The organism is Streptomyces sp. 5K101 (genome assembly GCF_046506645.1).
Lineage (GTDB): Bacteria > Actinomycetota > Actinomycetes > Streptomycetales > Streptomycetaceae > Streptomyces.
In genome coordinates this window covers 1-15,118 of record NZ_JBKFFO010000005.1, presented here as the reverse complement: position 1 = coordinate 15,118, position 15,118 = coordinate 1, and the positions used below count along the sequence as shown (strand labels likewise).

17 protein-coding genes and 1 tRNA gene are annotated in these 15,118 nt (G+C 70.7%); 5 read left to right on the top strand and 13 right to left on the bottom strand.

The window, feature by feature from the left end:
• Window positions 1-140 precede the first annotated feature (140 nt).
• The 3 genes from ACLB9X_RS11060 (at window position 141) to ACLB9X_RS11050 (ending at window position 3,192) form a co-directional block, all read left to right on the top strand.
• Entirely contained in the window at window positions 141-1,346 is a 1,206-nt protein-coding gene (locus ACLB9X_RS11060) for a DNA polymerase III subunit delta' (RefSeq protein WP_410360118.1), read from the top strand.
• Between the two features lie 109 nt (window positions 1,347-1,455).
• Window positions 1,456-2,988: an alpha/beta hydrolase gene (locus ACLB9X_RS11055; protein ID WP_410360117.1), complete on the top strand. Its 1,533-nt coding sequence runs from the start codon at window positions 1,456-1,458 to the stop codon at window positions 2,986-2,988.
• A 130-nt stretch (window positions 2,989-3,118) separates the two neighbouring features.
• Window positions 3,119-3,192: transfer RNA gene (locus tag ACLB9X_RS11050), tRNA-Thr, on the top strand.
• 47 nt (window positions 3,193-3,239) lie between these two features.
• Here ACLB9X_RS11050 and ACLB9X_RS11045 read toward each other — a convergent pair.
• The 13 genes from ACLB9X_RS11045 to ACLB9X_RS10985 all read right to left on the bottom strand — a co-directional run bounded on the left by ACLB9X_RS11045 (window position 3,240) and on the right by ACLB9X_RS10985 (window position 13,636).
• Window positions 3,240-4,637 (bottom strand): tyrosine-type recombinase/integrase, encoded by a 1,398-nt coding sequence (locus tag ACLB9X_RS11045; RefSeq protein ID WP_410360116.1) that lies wholly within the window; start codon window positions 4,635-4,637, stop codon window positions 3,240-3,242.
• A 63-nt stretch (window positions 4,638-4,700) separates the two neighbouring features.
• A complete protein-coding gene (locus ACLB9X_RS11040) occupies window positions 4,701-4,904 on the bottom strand; it encodes a helix-turn-helix domain-containing protein (protein ID WP_107460421.1) in 204 nt (67 codons plus the stop codon).
• 468 nt (window positions 4,905-5,372) lie between these two features.
• Complete coding sequence (locus ACLB9X_RS11035) at window positions 5,373-6,848, bottom strand: ATP-binding protein (RefSeq protein WP_410360115.1); 1,476 nt, start codon at window positions 6,846-6,848, stop codon at window positions 5,373-5,375.
• Between the two features lie 3 nt (window positions 6,849-6,851).
• Complete coding sequence (locus tag ACLB9X_RS11030; RefSeq protein ID WP_410360114.1) at window positions 6,852-7,748, bottom strand: bifunctional DNA primase/polymerase; 897 nt, start codon at window positions 7,746-7,748, stop codon at window positions 6,852-6,854.
• Window positions 7,749-7,833: 85 nt separating this feature from the next.
• Window positions 7,834-8,301: a hypothetical protein gene (locus tag ACLB9X_RS11025; protein ID WP_410360113.1), complete on the bottom strand. Its 468-nt coding sequence runs from the start codon at window positions 8,299-8,301 to the stop codon at window positions 7,834-7,836.
• Between the two features lie 3 nt (window positions 8,302-8,304).
• Window positions 8,305-8,913: a hypothetical protein gene (locus ACLB9X_RS11020; protein ID WP_410360112.1), complete on the bottom strand. Its 609-nt coding sequence runs from the start codon at window positions 8,911-8,913 to the stop codon at window positions 8,305-8,307.
• 10 nt (window positions 8,914-8,923) lie between these two features.
• Entirely contained in the window at window positions 8,924-9,112 is a 189-nt protein-coding gene (locus tag ACLB9X_RS11015; protein WP_376433425.1) for a hypothetical protein, read from the bottom strand.
• Window positions 9,103-9,228, bottom strand: coding sequence for a hypothetical protein (locus tag ACLB9X_RS11010; protein ID WP_410360111.1), 126 nt, complete (start codon window positions 9,226-9,228; stop codon window positions 9,103-9,105). Before ACLB9X_RS11010 ends, ACLB9X_RS11015 begins: the two co-directional genes overlap by 10 nt.
• On the bottom strand, window positions 9,228-9,479 hold the full coding sequence (locus ACLB9X_RS11005) for a hypothetical protein (RefSeq protein WP_410360110.1): 252 nt from the start codon (window positions 9,477-9,479) through the stop codon (window positions 9,228-9,230). The genes ACLB9X_RS11010 and ACLB9X_RS11005 overlap by 1 nt, the downstream gene beginning before the upstream one ends.
• Before the next feature lie 141 nt (window positions 9,480-9,620).
• The gene (locus ACLB9X_RS11000; protein ID WP_410360109.1) at window positions 9,621-11,816 is read right to left on the bottom strand and encodes a cell division protein FtsK; all 2,196 of its coding nucleotides are present in this window, start codon (window positions 11,814-11,816) and stop codon (window positions 9,621-9,623) included.
• Window positions 11,817-11,835: 19 nt separating this feature from the next.
• Window positions 11,836-12,225, bottom strand: a complete 390-nt coding sequence (locus tag ACLB9X_RS10995) for an RRQRL motif-containing zinc-binding protein (protein ID WP_410360108.1) — start codon at window positions 12,223-12,225, stop codon at window positions 11,836-11,838.
• Complete coding sequence (locus tag ACLB9X_RS10990) at window positions 12,225-13,319, bottom strand: conjugal transfer protein (RefSeq protein WP_410360107.1); 1,095 nt, start codon at window positions 13,317-13,319, stop codon at window positions 12,225-12,227. The genes ACLB9X_RS10995 and ACLB9X_RS10990 overlap by 1 nt, the downstream gene beginning before the upstream one ends.
• Entirely contained in the window at window positions 13,319-13,636 is a 318-nt protein-coding gene (locus ACLB9X_RS10985; protein ID WP_410360106.1) for a hypothetical protein, read from the bottom strand. Before ACLB9X_RS10985 ends, ACLB9X_RS10990 begins: the two co-directional genes overlap by 1 nt.
• Before the next feature lie 444 nt (window positions 13,637-14,080).
• Between ACLB9X_RS10985 and ACLB9X_RS10980 the strand changes: the two genes are divergently transcribed.
• Both ACLB9X_RS10980 and ACLB9X_RS10975 read left to right on the top strand, forming a co-directional pair.
• A complete protein-coding gene (locus tag ACLB9X_RS10980) occupies window positions 14,081-14,461 on the top strand; it encodes a GntR family transcriptional regulator (RefSeq protein ID WP_410360105.1) in 381 nt (126 codons plus the stop codon).
• Window positions 14,462-14,646: 185 nt separating this feature from the next.
• Window positions 14,647-14,994: a hypothetical protein gene (locus tag ACLB9X_RS10975; RefSeq protein WP_410360104.1), complete on the top strand. Its 348-nt coding sequence runs from the start codon at window positions 14,647-14,649 to the stop codon at window positions 14,992-14,994.
• Window positions 14,995-15,118: the final 124 nt, after the last annotated feature.

The window sequence follows — 15,118 nt, the reverse complement described above, 5'->3', positions numbered from 1 at the left end:
GGGCTCGCTGTGCCTGGTCTCGTTGGCCTGCGCCCGCCGTCTGCCCCCCGGGGGCGGCGACTCCGGGGTGCGGGCGGAGTGGGATGTCAGAGGGCTCCATCACAATGGGAGGCCGCAGCAGGGAAAGGCGGTGACGGCACATGGCCGTTTGGGACGACATGGTCGGCCAGGAGCGCGTCCAGACGCAGCTCTGCGCCGCCGCGCGGGACGCCGACACGCATGTCACCGCCCAGGCCCAGGGCGTCCCCGTCCCCGCCGCCTCGAAGATGACGCACGCCTGGCTGTTCACCGGGCCGCCCGGGTCCGGGCGGGCCACCGCCGCCCGGGCCTTCGCCGCCGCCCTGCAGTGCACCAGCCCGGACCGCGCGCTCGGCGGCGCACCCGGCTGCGGGTTCTGCGACGGCTGCCACACCACGCTCGTCGGGACGCACGCCGACGTCGAGGTGATCCGCACGGACCTGCTGTCCATCGGCGTCAAGGAGACCCGCGACCTGGTGCGCCGCGCGCAGCTCTCGCCGGCCGGCGGCCGCTGGCAGGTGATCATCGTGGAGGACGCCGACCGCCTCACCGAAGGCGCGGGAAACGTGCTGCTGAAGGCCGTGGAGGAGCCCGCCCCGCGCACCGTCTGGCTGCTGTGCGCGCCCTCCCTGGAGGACGTGCTGCCCACCATCCGGTCGCGCTGCCGCCACCTCACGCTCCGTACGCCCCCGGTCTCCGCGGTCGCCGACGTGCTGGTCCGGCGCGACGGCATCGAGCCCGAGGTCGCCGCGGCGGCGGCACGGGCTACGCAGGGCCACATCGGCCGCGCGCGCAGACTGGCCACGGACGAGCGCGCCCGCGCCCGGCGTGCGACCGTCCTCAAGCTTCCGCTGCGTGTCGAGGACATCGGCGGCTGCCTCAGGGCCGCGCAGGAGCTGGTCGACGCGGCGGCGGAGGACGCCAAGCAGGTCGCCGAGGAGATCGACGTCAAGGAGACCGAGGACCTGAAGGCCGCGCTCGGCGCGTCCGCGGGCGGCCGTATGCCGCGCGGGACGGCCGGCGCCGTGAAGGAGCTCGAGGAGAAGCAGAAGCGCCGCAGGACACGGACCCAGCGCGACAGCCTCGACCTCGCGCTCTCCGACCTGACGGGCTTCTACCGCGACGTCCTCGCGCTCCAGCTGGGCTCGCAGGTCCAGCTCGCCAACGAGGACGTGCGCGACGCGCTCGACCGCATCGCCCGCGGCTCGACGCCCGAGGCCACCCTGCGCCGCATAGAGGCGGTCGTCGCCTGCCGTGAGGCGCTGGACAGCAATGTGGCCCCGCTGCTGGCCGTCGAGGCGATGACGATGGCGCTGCGCGCGAGCTGACGCCACAGGCGCGTCCGGGCGGCGGGACGTCACCTCCGCGGCGGGTTGACCAGGTCACCCGTACGAGCAGTGACGGGCATGGGCGCTCTGCGGGGATTACGCTCCGGGAATGGACTCCAGGCGCCTGCTCCGCACCTTCGCCCTCCCCCTGGCCGCGGTCGGCCTGCTCGTCTCCGGCTGCAGCGGCGACGGCGGTTCCTCCCCCGGCTCCTCGCCCTCCGGCCGGGCAGCGCCCTCCGCCGGCCTCGAGCGGTACTACACACAGAAGCCGGCGTGGCGCGACTGCGGCGTCCCCGGCTTCCAGTGCGCAACCGTGAAGGCCCCGCTGGACTACGCGGACCCCGAGGGTAAGTCCGTCGACCTCGCGGTCGCCCGCAAGAAGGCCACGGGCCCGGGCAAGCGGCTCGGCTCCCTCCTGGTCAACCCGGGCGGGCCCGGCGCCTCCGCCATCGGCTACCTCCAGAGCTACGCGGGCATCGGCTACCCCGCACCGGTCCGCGCCCGCTACGACATGGTCGCCGTCGACCCCCGCGGCGTGGCCCGCAGCGCACCGGTCGAATGCCTCTCCGGCCGGGAGATGGACGCGTACACACGGACCGACCAGACCCCCGACGACGCCGGTGAGAGGGCGAAGCTGACGGCGGCCTACCGGGACTTCGCCGCGGGCTGCGAGAAGCGCTCCGGCGGGATCCTCCCGCACGTCTCCACGGTCGAGGCGGCGCGGGACATGGACATCGTCCGCGCCGCGCTCGGCGACGAGAAGCTGCACTACGTCGGCGCCTCGTACGGCACCTTCCTCGGCGCGACGTACGCCGAGCTGTTCCCCGACCGGACCGGCCGGCTCGTCCTGGACGGCGCGATGGACCCGTCGCTGCCCTCCCGCGAGATGAACCGCGACCAGACGGCCGGTTTCGAGACCGCGTTCCGGTCCTTCGCCGCGGACTGCGTCAAGCGGGCCGACTGCCCCTTGGGCCGGACCTCCGCCGCGGACGCCTCGGAACGTCTCAAGGCGCTGTTCGAGAAGCTGGACGCCACCCCCGCCTCCACCGGCGAAAGCCGCGAGCTCACCGAGTCGCTGGCCACCACGGGTGTGATCGCGGCCATGTACGACGAGGGCGCCTGGCCCCAGCTCCGGTCGGCGCTGGCCGCGGCCCAGGAGGGGGACGGCGCCTCGCTGCTGTCGATGGCGGACATGTACTACGAGCGTGAGGCGGACGGCTCGTACGCGAACCTGATGTTCGCCAATGCCGCCGTGAACTGCCTGGACCTCCCGGCGGCCTTCGACTCGCCCGAGGCCGTGGAGCCGGCCGTCCGGGAGTTCGAGAAGGCCTCCCCGGTCTTCGGTGAGGGCTTCGCCTGGGCCTCCCTGAACTGCGGCTACTGGCCCGAGGAGGCCACCGGCAAGCCCCACCGCATCGAGGCGAAGGGCGCGGCCCCGATCGTGGTGGTCGGCACGACCCGCGACCCGGCCACCCCGTACAAGTGGGCCAGGAGCCTTGCCGAGCAGCTGTCCTCGGGCAGGCTGCTGACGTACGACGGCGACGGCCACACCGCGTACGGCAGGGGCAGTGACTGCATCGACACGGCGATCAACACCTACCTCCTGGAGGGCAAGCCCCCGGCTGACGGAAAGCGCTGCTGAGCCCGCTGACGGGCGCCGGTCCGGGGTGCGACGGGAGGTGGTTCGGGGCACCCCGGAGAACCCTGTAGACTTGGCGCCGCTGCTGATGAGAGCGTGTCCCCGCGGGGACGGGTGTCTTGTCCCGTAGCGCGCCGCCTTAGCTCAGTTGGCCAGAGCAACGCACTCGTAATGCGTAGGTCTCGGGTTCGAATCCCGAAGGCGGCTCACCTGAAACCCCAGGCCGGATGTACTCCGACCTGGGGTTTCGTCGTTCAGCGCACGCGGCGACGGCGCCGGGCGCGGGCCGCGCGGGTGTCGGCGGTCTCAGTTCTGGTCTCAGTGGTGCCCGGAATCGGCCCCGGGGGCGCGGGCACGAAGAACTCGCCCATGCGCCGCATGGCGTCCTTCGAAAGGTGTGAGCGGCCCTTCACGTACCGCCGCGTCTGGCTGATCTGGGTGTGTCGAAGGATCTCCATGATTGTCGGCATGTCCACGCCCAACTCGTTCAGGATCGTGCCGGCCGTGTGGCGACTTCCGTCATACAGGCGGCGGTCATCGATGCCTGCTTCCCCGAGCAGTTCCTTGAACTCCTCGTAGTCGGCGCGCGGGTCGAGCGGGCGTCCGTCCGGCCGCGAGAACACGACGTCGTGCTCCTGCCACAGTTCCCCCGCGGCGGCCCGCATCTCTGCTTGCTGGGCCTTGTGGTCGTGCAGGAACGGGATGAAGACGGGCGGGATCGGGACGGCGTTCCGGCTCTTCTTCGTCTTGGGGCGCGTGAAGACGAGACCGCCCTCCTTGCGCTGCGGGCAGGCGCTCGCGTGCCTCGTGCACGTTTTGGGGCACGGCTTAGGGCAGCCGCGCTTGTAGCCCTTGTGCGTGGCGCATCTCGGAGGGCACGGCTCGAAGCGGTGCAGGCGCGTCCCGCAGGCGCGCGGGTCGTCGCAGCCGTGCCGCCACGTGAGGCGCTGTAGCTGCCATTCCGGGCGGAACAGCTCCGCTTCCAGGTCGACGTACGACCATCGCAGGCCGAGCGTCTCGCCCTGACGGAACCCCATACCGACACCGACGATCCACCGCATGAAGGTGGGCCGCTTCGAAGCAGCTTCGAGAAACGCCTTGGCCTCCTCCTTGGTGAAGGGGTTGGCCTCGGTCTCGTCGATGCTCGGCGGGTCCACGAGCGTGGCGACGTTCTCACCGACGATGCGGCGGCGGTGGGCAATCTTCAGGGCGCGGGACAGGATGCGGTGCACCTTCACGACGTGCGACGGTGCACGGCCGGCGTCGAGCATGGCCCGGTACATCCGCTCCAGGTGCTCAGGCTGCAACTTGTCGATGCGGTGCCTGCCGACGCCCGGGATGATGTCGTTGCGGGTCTTCGACCAGTAGTCGTCGAGAGAGCGCGGCTTCAGCTTCAGGCTCGCGATGTCGGTGAGGTAGGTCTCCATCCACGCAGCGACGGTTGGCTTCCGCCCTGCGGCCGGCGCTCGCCCCTGGTCGCGAAGGCGCTCCAGCTCCTTGACCTTGCGCTTGATCTCGGGCTCAGTCCTGGCCCGGCGGTGACGTCGATCTGGGCTGCCGTCGCTCTTCACGCCCATGGTGACGCGGCCGTGCCACCAGCCGTCGGCGCCGAAGTAGACGGATGACTCCATGTTGGGCTTGCGGGGGCTCATGTGCTCCTCCAAGTGGGAGGCGCCCCGCGCGGGATGCACGGGGCGCCTCGGTTCGTGCTCAGGTCAGTTGGGCAGTGGGGCGAGGTTCGCCACGTACGCTTCGAGGTCCGCTCGCCGGATCCGGCGCGTGCGGCCCAACTTGATGTACTTCAGGGCGCCTTCGGCCATCAGCTCGTAGACGGTGGAGCGGCCGATGGCGAGCGCTTCGGCCGCCTCCTCGGGCTTGTACAGAAGTCGGTCGACGGGGGCGGCAATCGCGGTGCTCATCCGGGGTGCCTCCTGGGCAGTTCGTCTTTGCCTTCGGGGAGTTGGGCTCGGGGCCCTGGCACGCGTGTGTCCGAGGTGCTGATTTCTGCGTCATCGCGTCATCTGTGTCACGGTGCGCGTCTGACCTGCGGTTTCTCGTGACGCGGCGGGTCGTGGGGCGCGTCATCGGTGACGCAGGGCGTGCGTCACCGATGACGCAGGTGACGCGGAATGACGCAGCGGCCGCCGTCTGCGTCACTGCTGTTGCGGCAGGTCGCGGGCCGTTTGCGGCCCCTGGTGACGCAGGTGACGCAGCGTCTCTTCCCTTAGGGCAAAGGGAGGGGTGTCTGTTGTGGTGCGTGCGGCTCAGGGCGTGAATTGCGGAGCCGCTCGCGGCGCGACCATCGGGCGGCGGCGAGCCGCCGAACTGCAAGAGGAGCACGTCCTCGCGGGCCTGGTGCTCTTCTTGCTTGTCCGCGCCGCGGCAGGTCAGTGCATCGCTTCCTGCTGGTGTGCGGGAGGCGTTGCCGGGCGGGTCATGGCGATGTAGCGGGCGGTGCTGGTGCGGCCCCAGTCGATGAGGACGGCGCGTGCGGCGAGGGTGGGTTGGAGGCGCTTGAGGCGGTCTGAGAGGACTTTGCCGGTGGTGGGCCAGCCTTTGGGCAGGGGACGGCATTCCTCGCCGGTGTAGAGGCCGGTGAGGGCGTGCAGCCACTCGGAGGACGTCATCCGCGTCTCCTCGCCCGGCATCATGCCGGCGGCGTGCTTGAGCACGGTCTGCGCGAGGAGGTCGCCTTCGATGACGTCGTCGTTGAGGTCGTCCAGGCTGGCCCGGTAGGCGCCCAGCGAGCCGAAGCCGGTCGCGGCGTCCAGCTGCGCGCACAGGTGCGCGAAGTCGGCCATCCGCAGGTCGGTCGGGATGTCCGCCTCGGCGGCCCGCACCTTCACGGTCAGGTCCAGGAGGGAGCCGAGGATGACGGGCAGCACCTCGGCGTACTCCGCCCACAATTCCGCCTCGGTGCGCCGCACGCGCGGACGCTCCAGCCGCAGCGGAAGGAGGCGTTCGGCGAGGTCGGGCCGGATGACGCCGACGTCGATGCCGGTCAGCAGCATCGGCCGGCGGTAGCGGGCGCGGAAGACGTCCCCGTCGGTGAACAGGGCGCGCTTGACGTTCTCGGCTCCGGTGACGATGCAGCACATGGCGTCGGACAGGTCCGGGGTCATGTGGGAGAGGTTGTCCAGGGCGGTGACCCACCCGGCGGCGACGGCCGCCGTCAGGTTCTCCTCGTCCTTCGGCGCGCGGCGCAGGTCGCCGCTCATGCCCTCGATGATCCGCACGAGCATCCGCCCGGCGGTGGACTTGCCCGCGCCCTGGGGGCCGGTGAGGAACGGTGCCGGGACGGGGACGGACGGTCCGAGGCAGCCGATGAGCCAGGCGAGGGCCAGGCACTCGGTCTCCGCGTTGGCGAAGTTGGTCAGCCTCAGCAGGAGGTCGATGCCCTTGCCGTCGGTGTCCTTGACCGGCAGGGGCAGTTCCCCGGTGAGCTGGGTGCGCCGCCAGCACACTTCACGCGGGTCCGGCACGGCGATGTCCCACCCGGTGGGGTGGATCCGGACCGACTTGCCGTCGGTGCGGCCCAGGTCCAGCCAGGTCGCGCCGTCGAACCCGGGCGCGACACGGATGTGCACGGGCTGAGTCTCCTCGGTCAGCGCCAGCGCCTCGATCAAGTCCAATGCCTCCTTGAGGGCGGTGCCGTTGAACACGCCGACCCCGTCACGGAACAGGCCGACCATGAGTTCCTGCCGGTGACTGCCCGTCGTGCCCTGGGACCGGATCGGCCGCGCTACAGGGTGGCCGTTCTTCTGCGCGTAGACGGTGCCGTCGGCGGTGCGGAAGTACCGGAAATGCGCCTGCGCGTAGTCGGTGATGACCTCGCGGGCCGGAGTCTTGTCGTCCTCGGACATGGCTCACATCCCCAGGGCGGTGCGGGCGTTGGCCCACGCGTCGGTGCAGTGCCGCAGGCTCTCGCCCTTGGCCTGCGCGGCGGTGAACAGCCGCCCGACGTGGGTGTCGGTCAGGCAGCCGCACCGGCCATGGACGGACAGCACCGCGAGGAACGTGCGGTACACCGTGGCGTGGATCGCGCTCTGGGCCTCGCTGATGCGCTGCTCCGCCATGGCGGTGCCCCGCTCCAGGTAGACGGGCGTGCGGTGACGGCACTCCCCGCCCCCGGCGGGCGCGGCCAGACCTACGGCGGACTGTGCCGGCCGGACCGGGCGGGACTCCTTCGCGGCCAGGGCGCGGACGGCGTTGGGCAGGGCGGTCATGGTGCCGGTGCCGGGGCCGAGCCACCGGGCGTAGGCCATCGTCGACTTGATGTCCACGCCGTCCCGTACGGCATTCACGGACCGCATCGTGCCTCGGTAGATCCAGTGCTCGCCGCGCGTGGTGACCACGGTTCGGGTCGGCGGCAGCGCGGTGCGGGCCCAGGCGACCGCTTCGGCGTCGTCCAGGTCCACCACGGTGAGCCCGGCGCCGGCGGGGTGGTAGGCCACGGCGGCGGCCGTGCGCCACATGGGCGCCCACGCCGCAGAGGTGATGACGGCGGGGTCTGTGGTGGCGGCGGCCCAGCCATGGCACACGCGGAGGCACCGGCAGTCACCTGCCTGCTTCATGTTCGGCCGCCCGCCGCACGCGAGCCCGGTGCACTCGGGGCAGTTCCCGAACGGCACCTTGCCCTTCCGCAGAGGCAGCACGGGAACGCGTGCCTCTGCCAGGGCCAGGGCGGTCCGCAGGTGCTCGTTCGGATCGAGGAGGCGGGGCCGGTGGCCTGGTGCTCGCCGGATGGGTGTCGGTTGGGTCATGCTGGGGGTTCTCCTGTTTCTTTCGGAGGGACGGAGAGCCGGGGCGGTCGCGGTCTTTGGAGAGAGGCGACCGCCCCGGGCGTAGCTAGTGGTTGCTGGCCCAGTGGGCGTACTGCTGGCGGACGTAGTGCCGCGGGTCGCAGACGGCCGTGGCGGCGTCGGTGTCCATGAGGCGGCGGGCTGCTTCGGTGGCTAGCTCTGCCGCGTCGCTGCGGATGCCCTCGTGTTCGTCGGCGAGGGCGATGTGGTCCAGGAGGGCGGCCTTGCGGAGCCAGAACTCGCGCCCGATGTCCTCGCCGAACGGCTTGTCGGCGACCGCTCCGGCGGTCCAGCCGATCTCGCTGATGATGCTCGGGGCGAGCGCGTACGCCTCTTCCGGCGTCGGCCAAGCCTCGGTGGCGGCGCGGTGTTCGGCCGTGATGTAGAGGCGGGTGCGCTCGGTGTTGCGGCGGTTGGGGTACTGGCGGGCGGCCCCGGTGGTGAACACCTGGGCCAGCTTCTCGGTGATGTGGTCGGCGTCGGTCGGGTCGCAGATGACGCGGATCTCGAACATGGGTCAGTGCTCCTTCGTGGCCTCGATGGCGGGCAGTTCGGGCAGTCCAGCGCGGGTCAGCTCCAGCGGGTCGAAGCCGGGGAGCGCGGCGCGGGCGGTGAGGGCCTGGGCGAGGGCGGTGGTGTAGGCGGCGCTCTCGCGGGCGACCTCGATCTGTGCTCCGGCGCGCAGGGCCTCGACTCGTTCGACGTGGGCGTGGTCCTCGCGGCGCTCGATGGTGCGCCGCTCGTACGCGACCGCCTCGCGGCGGTCGGTGCGCCAGTAGCGGGCGGCGAGCCCGTAGGCGACGGCAGTGGCGAGCGCCCACAGCAGCAGGGGCAGGGAGATGCCGTCGGCGTATCCGGCGACTCCGGCGAGGGCGAGCCCGCCGGATGCGGCGAACGCGGTTCCGGCGATGACGCTGTCACCGCGTCGTCCGGCGGAGGCGAATGCACCGGCCGCTGCGGCGCCGGTGGCGAGCACGACCATGAGGGCGGCGTTGCCGACGGAGTGTTCGGCCCCGTTCGCGTTCCAGATCCGCCCCAGGATGAGCACCGTCGATGTGGCGATGGCCGGGGCCACCTTGGGCAGCGCGAGAGCGAGCGAACTGCGGGCGACGATCGGTTCGTTCATCGCAGGCTCCCTACAGGTTGGGGATGGCGTTGATGACGGCAGTGGCGAGTTCGTTGATGGGCCCGGACGCTCCGGTGGAGGCGAGGAAGAACCCGAACATCGCGGCGACGAACGCGGAGCCGTAGCCGAGGGTCTTGGAGCGCAGGAGGAAGAACAGGACGAGTCCGAACAGCAGGACCAGGGAGACGGTCACGGCCATGCCGGGGCTCCTTTCTCGATGGCAGGCGGGGCGGTGGTGGTGTGGCCGGCCGGGCAGCTCGTGAGCGTGAGGGCGAGCAGGATTCCGGCGAGCGCGAGGTAGAGCGGGCCACGCATCAGCGGGTGCCTTGGCGGTAGGTGTGCGAGGCGCGGTTGTAGAGCCAGCGGCCGATGCGTATCCGCTTGCCGTGGCCCTTGCAGCGGCGGCAGGTCTTGCCGCGCTTGGGGCGTCCCTTGCGGTCTGTGGTGGTGGCGAAGCCGAAGCCGTGGCACTTGCGGCAGGTCCCGAACGGCGACGCGGCACACACGGATGCGTAACCGAGGGTGACGAGCAGTAGGCAGGCGACAGCGAACAGGGCAGGGGTCATGAAGGGCCCTCCCAGGGCGGTTTCAGGGGTTGTCGCAGGTGGGCCGCTAACAGCTAGCGACCTGATCAGGTGCTATGTGGGCCGCTAGCGGGACCTCTAGCGCTAGAGGGTCGGCCCCCTAGCGCTAGAGACCCGTAACGGTCAGCCCGTGTCCCGCTTCCTGTCACGCTCCGCAATCGCGGTGGCGATGCGGGCGCGCTCGAAGCCGGTGCGGTTGACGGTCTTGCCGTTTATCCGGCGGGCCACCTGCCCGGTGGCGATGCCGTAGGGCTTGAGCGCGGTGGTGAGCTGGCGCGCCTTGTCCGCGGGCTCCATCTCGCCCCACGGGGCGTACGTCTCGGGCCGCAGTTCGGCGAGGCGGTCGACCGTGACGTCGTTCCACGCCTTTGCCTCTCCGGCGGGGACGACGGCGAGGATGTCCTCCAGCAGCGTGTCGGCTGCCGCGCGGCGCTCCGGCTCGACGCCGGCCGCGAGGCCGGACAGCGTCCCGGCGTCGATGCGCGCCTTTCGCGCCCGGTCGCAGATCCGGTCCGCGGTGTGCCCGTCGATGTAGTACGTCCGCACGATCTGCGGGTCGTCGGCGGCGCCGACCAGGTAGCCGATGCCCTTGTCGGACTTGGTGAACGACGTTGCGCGGATGCCGTTCTTGTAGGTCGACGTGCCCAGGATCATGTCGTTCTCGATCTGGCCCATGACGCGCAGGCAGAAACGCGTGCCGACGTTCGCGCTGATGGCCGGGGGCAGCGAGTCCTTGTCCGGCCGCTGCGTGGCCAGCAGCAGGATCACCCCGAGCGCCCGGCCGCGCTTGATGATGGCCGTGCACAGGGCCCCGGCCTCTTTGCCGTAGGTGTCGTGGGAGAACAGTTCCTGGCACTCGTCGATCGCGAGCACGAGCGGGTGCAGCCCGAGCGAGCGGTTGCCTGCCAGGGACGGGATGACCTTGTTCTCCGGGCACTTGTCCTTGGGCAGGGAGGCGATCACCTTCGCCCGGCGCTCCAGGTCCTTGTGAACGTAGCGGATCGAGTCCAGCGCGGCGGCGCAGGTCTCGTCGTCCGGGCCGGAGCCGTAGTCGGCGGCGACCTTCTTCCCGATCGCGTCCAGGTCACCGGTGCCCTTGAGCTCCCAGATCAGCAGCTCAGCGGTCGGATCCAGCGCTGCAGCGAGCAGCGGCGTACGCAGGGAGAACGTCTTACCCATGCCCGGCATGGCCCCGATCAGGACGTTGTCGTACATCAACGTGATGTCGACGTTCCGGCCGCGCTGGTCGGTGCCGAACGGCAGCGGCTTGAACACAGACGCCGCACCGGTCTTGGCCAGCGGCCACGCGGGCGGGGTGACCTTGTTCAGCGCCTTGTCGCCGACCCAGAGCATCATCCGGCCGGCGTGCTCATCGGCGACCGGCTCCGGCCACACGCAGCCCAGCGGGCGCCGCAGGCCGGATGCCAGCTTCTCCCGCCGGTCCAGGATGTCCGGCACCGTCACTCCGTACGGCAGGTCCACATCCGCGCGCCAGCCGGGTCCGTCACGGGTGATCGGGGCAGGGAACTTGATGCCCTCTCCCCCCTTGGCGAGCGCCTTGTTGATCTCCGCGATGCCGAGCGCCCCGAGGGCACGCTCCACAATGCCGGAGGTCAGCCGCTCCACCTCGGTGGTCACCACCGCGCGGGAGATGACCGGCTTGTCTGCGGGCGCTCCCATGAACCCGAGCCCGGCCGTGAGCACCGCGAGCGCGATGACCGTCAGCCAGGTCGGCGCGAGCACGTACAGCAGGAGCGCGAGCACCGGTCCGAGGATGAGTGCCAGCACCATCAGGATGCCGCGCAGCTTCACGCGGTTGTCGCGCTGGCGGGAGAGCTTGAGGTACTGCTCCACGTCCTCGCGCCGCGCGGCGACCTGCCGCAGCGGCTCCCCCTCGGCGTCGGCGACCCAGCGCATCGCGCCGCCCACGAACTTCGCTGCCCCGGCCGGGGCTTGGAAGGCCAGGCGGACGCTGTACCAGGGAAGACGGACTGCGTGATAGGCCGTGGTGTGCCAGGCGTACCCGCCCAGCCAGCCCAGCGCGTCAAGGAACTCGGGCTTGGAGCGGGCCCAGGCGGGGATGACCTCGCGCCGCTTGCCGCCGCGGACCCTGTCCACTAGACCCGGACCGGCCGGGGCAGGGCCGTCGACCATCGGGGCCGCCTCGCCCGGCTCGTCATCGGCCGACGCGGGCGGGGGTGTCGCTGCAGCACGGGCGGAACGGGCCTTGTCGAGGTCGACCACCTCGGCACCCGCATCGGCGCCCATCTCGGCTTCCAGGCGGTTGAACAGCTCGTTCTCGTCGTCGGGGTGCTTCACAGGTGCCTTCCTTCCGAGATCAGGCGGCGAGTTGGGGTGAGTCGGCGCAGGTCACGCACATGCCGAGCGAGGTCGGGATGCGGTAACCGGCGTCCGTACGGCACTGCGGGCAGATGCGGCGGGCGGCGTTCGCCTTGACGAGGGCCGCCCACTTGCCCGGCGTCATGGGGCGTACGGGCTTCGCCAGATCGATCCGGTACAGGTACGCGACGCGGATCGGGCTGCGGCCCGTGCGCCAGTAGCGGCGCGAGTACCAAAGGACCTGCGCGGCGACGTCCTGCCCGCCGGGCCGCAGCCCCGCGGCGCGGAGCTGACGGCGGGTGGCGAAGCCCTCCGGGGCGAGCCGCCACGGGAAGGTGGGGATGCCGTACCGGGCTCCGGTCGGGTCGTAGAGACGGTGTCCGGACATCAGGCGGCCACTGCCTCAGTGACGCCGTCCCGGCGGCTGCGCTCCGCCTTGAGCGCGTCGCGCAGGATGCGCCCGTTCGCGGACGACGTGCGGACCGCCTTGCGGATCCCCTCGGCGGTCAGCTCGGCATCCGACCAGTCGGCCGTAGCCGACCGGGCCTCATCGAGCAGTTGCTCCGGGGTGCGGACCAGTCGGGGGGTACGGGCCGACTGAGGTACCCGACCGGTCGCCCGGCGGGGAGCCGACTCCACAGCGCCAACCGCCCGAGCCGGAGCCGACTCAGCCGGGCCAGCGACTGCCACGGGCTCGCCCGACTCGGCAGCGTCGAACGGCTTGGGGTCGGCCGACGGGAGAGCGGGAAACGTCGCCGCTTCCGCTACCGGCTCGGGGGCCAACTTCCGCAGGTCAGACCCCAACCGTTTTGCGGTAGAGCAGGACGTTTCATCCTGGTATGCGGGGGCGGTGAACATGGCCGCGAGGGCGGCGTCCGCACCGCCGGTGACGCGCTCGCGCTGGATGTCCAGCAGCCGCACACCGAGGGACGCATCCCCCAAGCCGACCTTGCGGGCCAGCCTCCAGGACTTGCGCTCTGACGCCTTCTTGACCCGACGGTCGGGGTGGTTCGCCGCGCGTGCCCGGTGATAGGCGAGCGCTCGCACGACGGCGGCCGCCTTCACCTCCGCCTCGATGTCGCGCCCGTCCTGGTGGACCACGATGCGGCGAGCCAGGAACGCCATGCCTTCCGCCGACACACACATGCCCATCGGCGTCACGGCGTAGATCACCGTGCGGCCCAGATCGTCGGCGGCCATGGCCGCCATCACCGACGCCGCGGCCGGCAGCGCCCACAGACCCAACCGAATGATCCCCGGCGAGGACTGCCCCAGCATCGTCAGCCCGAGCAGCACCAGCGCCAGAACAGCGGTCGCGCCCTCACCGGCCGCCACCGCACCCAGCGCCGTACCCGAGCCGTAGGCGCGACTGATGTTGCTGAACGTCCCCACGCCACCAGCCACACCGGTGGCGACCATGGGCACGAACGCCGCAACGAGAACGACCTTCTGTGCCTTCGTCAGCATCCTGCGCTCACTCATCACGCCGCTTCCCCCGCTCCGGAGAAACGGCCGGCCGCGCGAGCGGAGCGCAGGAACGGCACCGTGCGGGTCAACGCGTCGGCGTACAGGGCGTCCCACGCAGCGACCTCGTCACCGCCCTCGCCCTGAGCCGCCAGGTCGGCGATCACCTCGCGGGCCACGTCCAGACGCGCCGCCCGCTCCTGCAGGGTCTCGGGCGCCAGCGGACCGCGGAACAGGTCGACGTCGATACCGGCGGGCAGCTCGTCAAAGCCGAGCGCAAGCTCTTCGAACTCAGCGGCGTTCGCAGCCTCATGACTACCGATGTACGTGCGCATGGGGATCTCCCAAGTCGGAGGGACGGAGATGACGGGCACGGTCACGGCCTTGGAGAGAGGCGACCGACCCAGCGGTAGAGCCCAGATACATCCGGCTCCCCTCAACCCCGCCCGTACGGCGCAAGCACCGGACGGGCGAGGGAGGCAACCGGCGCAGCGTGCAGCGCTGCGAGAGATTGCGAACGCGCGAACCTAAGCCGCGCAGGCCGCCTTGTTGGGGCTAAGGACAGGCGGCGAACCCTCATCACGCTGTTCAGTTCTCAAGCAACGGGCGCTTCGGTGGCGCGGTAGCCCGGGTGCGGGCTCTCGTGCAGGCGCACAGGACCGCCGAAACGCTTGAGCTACCTAGGTAGCTCACTTCCTCGAAGCTACCTAGGTAGCTTTACAAGCGTCAAGCCCGCAGCGGCCGGCCGGAAAGTTACCTAGGTTGGATAAGCTCTAGGCATGGACTGGAAGCCGGCAAAGCCACCGACCGCCAAGGAGATCGCTGCCCGTTTCCGCGACAGGCTCGCGGCCGGGACGTACTCGCCCGGGGCTCGACTCCCTGGCGCTAAAGGGTTGGCCAAAGAGCTGGGCGTGTCGCTGATGACGGTGCAGAGCGCGTACAAGCAACTCGCCGATGACGGCCTGGTGGAAGGTCGACCAGGGAGCGGCACGTACGTGGTTGATCCGCAGAAGGGTGACCAGACGGCCAATCAAACCGCCCTTGGCTTGCGTGAACTGCGGTCCCAACTGAGCCATGTCACCTCCCAGCTCTCTGAACTTCGCGACCGGGTCGAACGGCTGGAGGCCGCTCGCTCCGGCGTCGCTGACGAGAACCAGTAAGCCGGAATCCTGGGAGAAACGCAGCGAACAGGGTTAACAGTTGGCTCCTGTTACGTGTTAACTGCCCACGTCAGCAGGTTGATTGCCGTGATGGGCGCCCACTCGCTCCGCATGATGCTGGGGGACCGATGAGGACCAAGCTGCAAGCTGCGCGCCTGGCCCGGGGCTGGTCGCAGGCTCAGCTCATGGAGGCGCTGGAAGACGCTGCCGGACGACTTGGCATCGAGTTACCGGCGGCGTCAAGCCTCAAGGCTCAGATTTCGATGTTCGAGAACGGGCGTCGCCCGCCCGGGCAGAGCTACCAGAACCTATTCTGCGAGGTCTACGAGTCGAGCCGCGTGGAGCTGGGGCTGGCGGTGGAGAGTGCGCCGTCTCAGCTCGATTCGCTGCCGACGCTTCCCACGCCGCAGATGGTCTCCCCAAGAGCCAATCCTGAGGTGCTGGAGTACCTGCAATCCGTCTTTGTCCAGCACGCGCATGCAGAGCCACTTGTTGGGCCACGGTTCCTCGTACCGGCCGTGCAGAGTCAGTGAACCGTTCCGGGTTCGGTAGGGGCTCGATCATTTGAGAGGATCGAGTTATGGCACGTCCTTCCCAGTACCCGCTTGAGCTGCGCCGTCGTGCGGTGCGCATGGTCGCCGAGGTGCGGCCCGACTA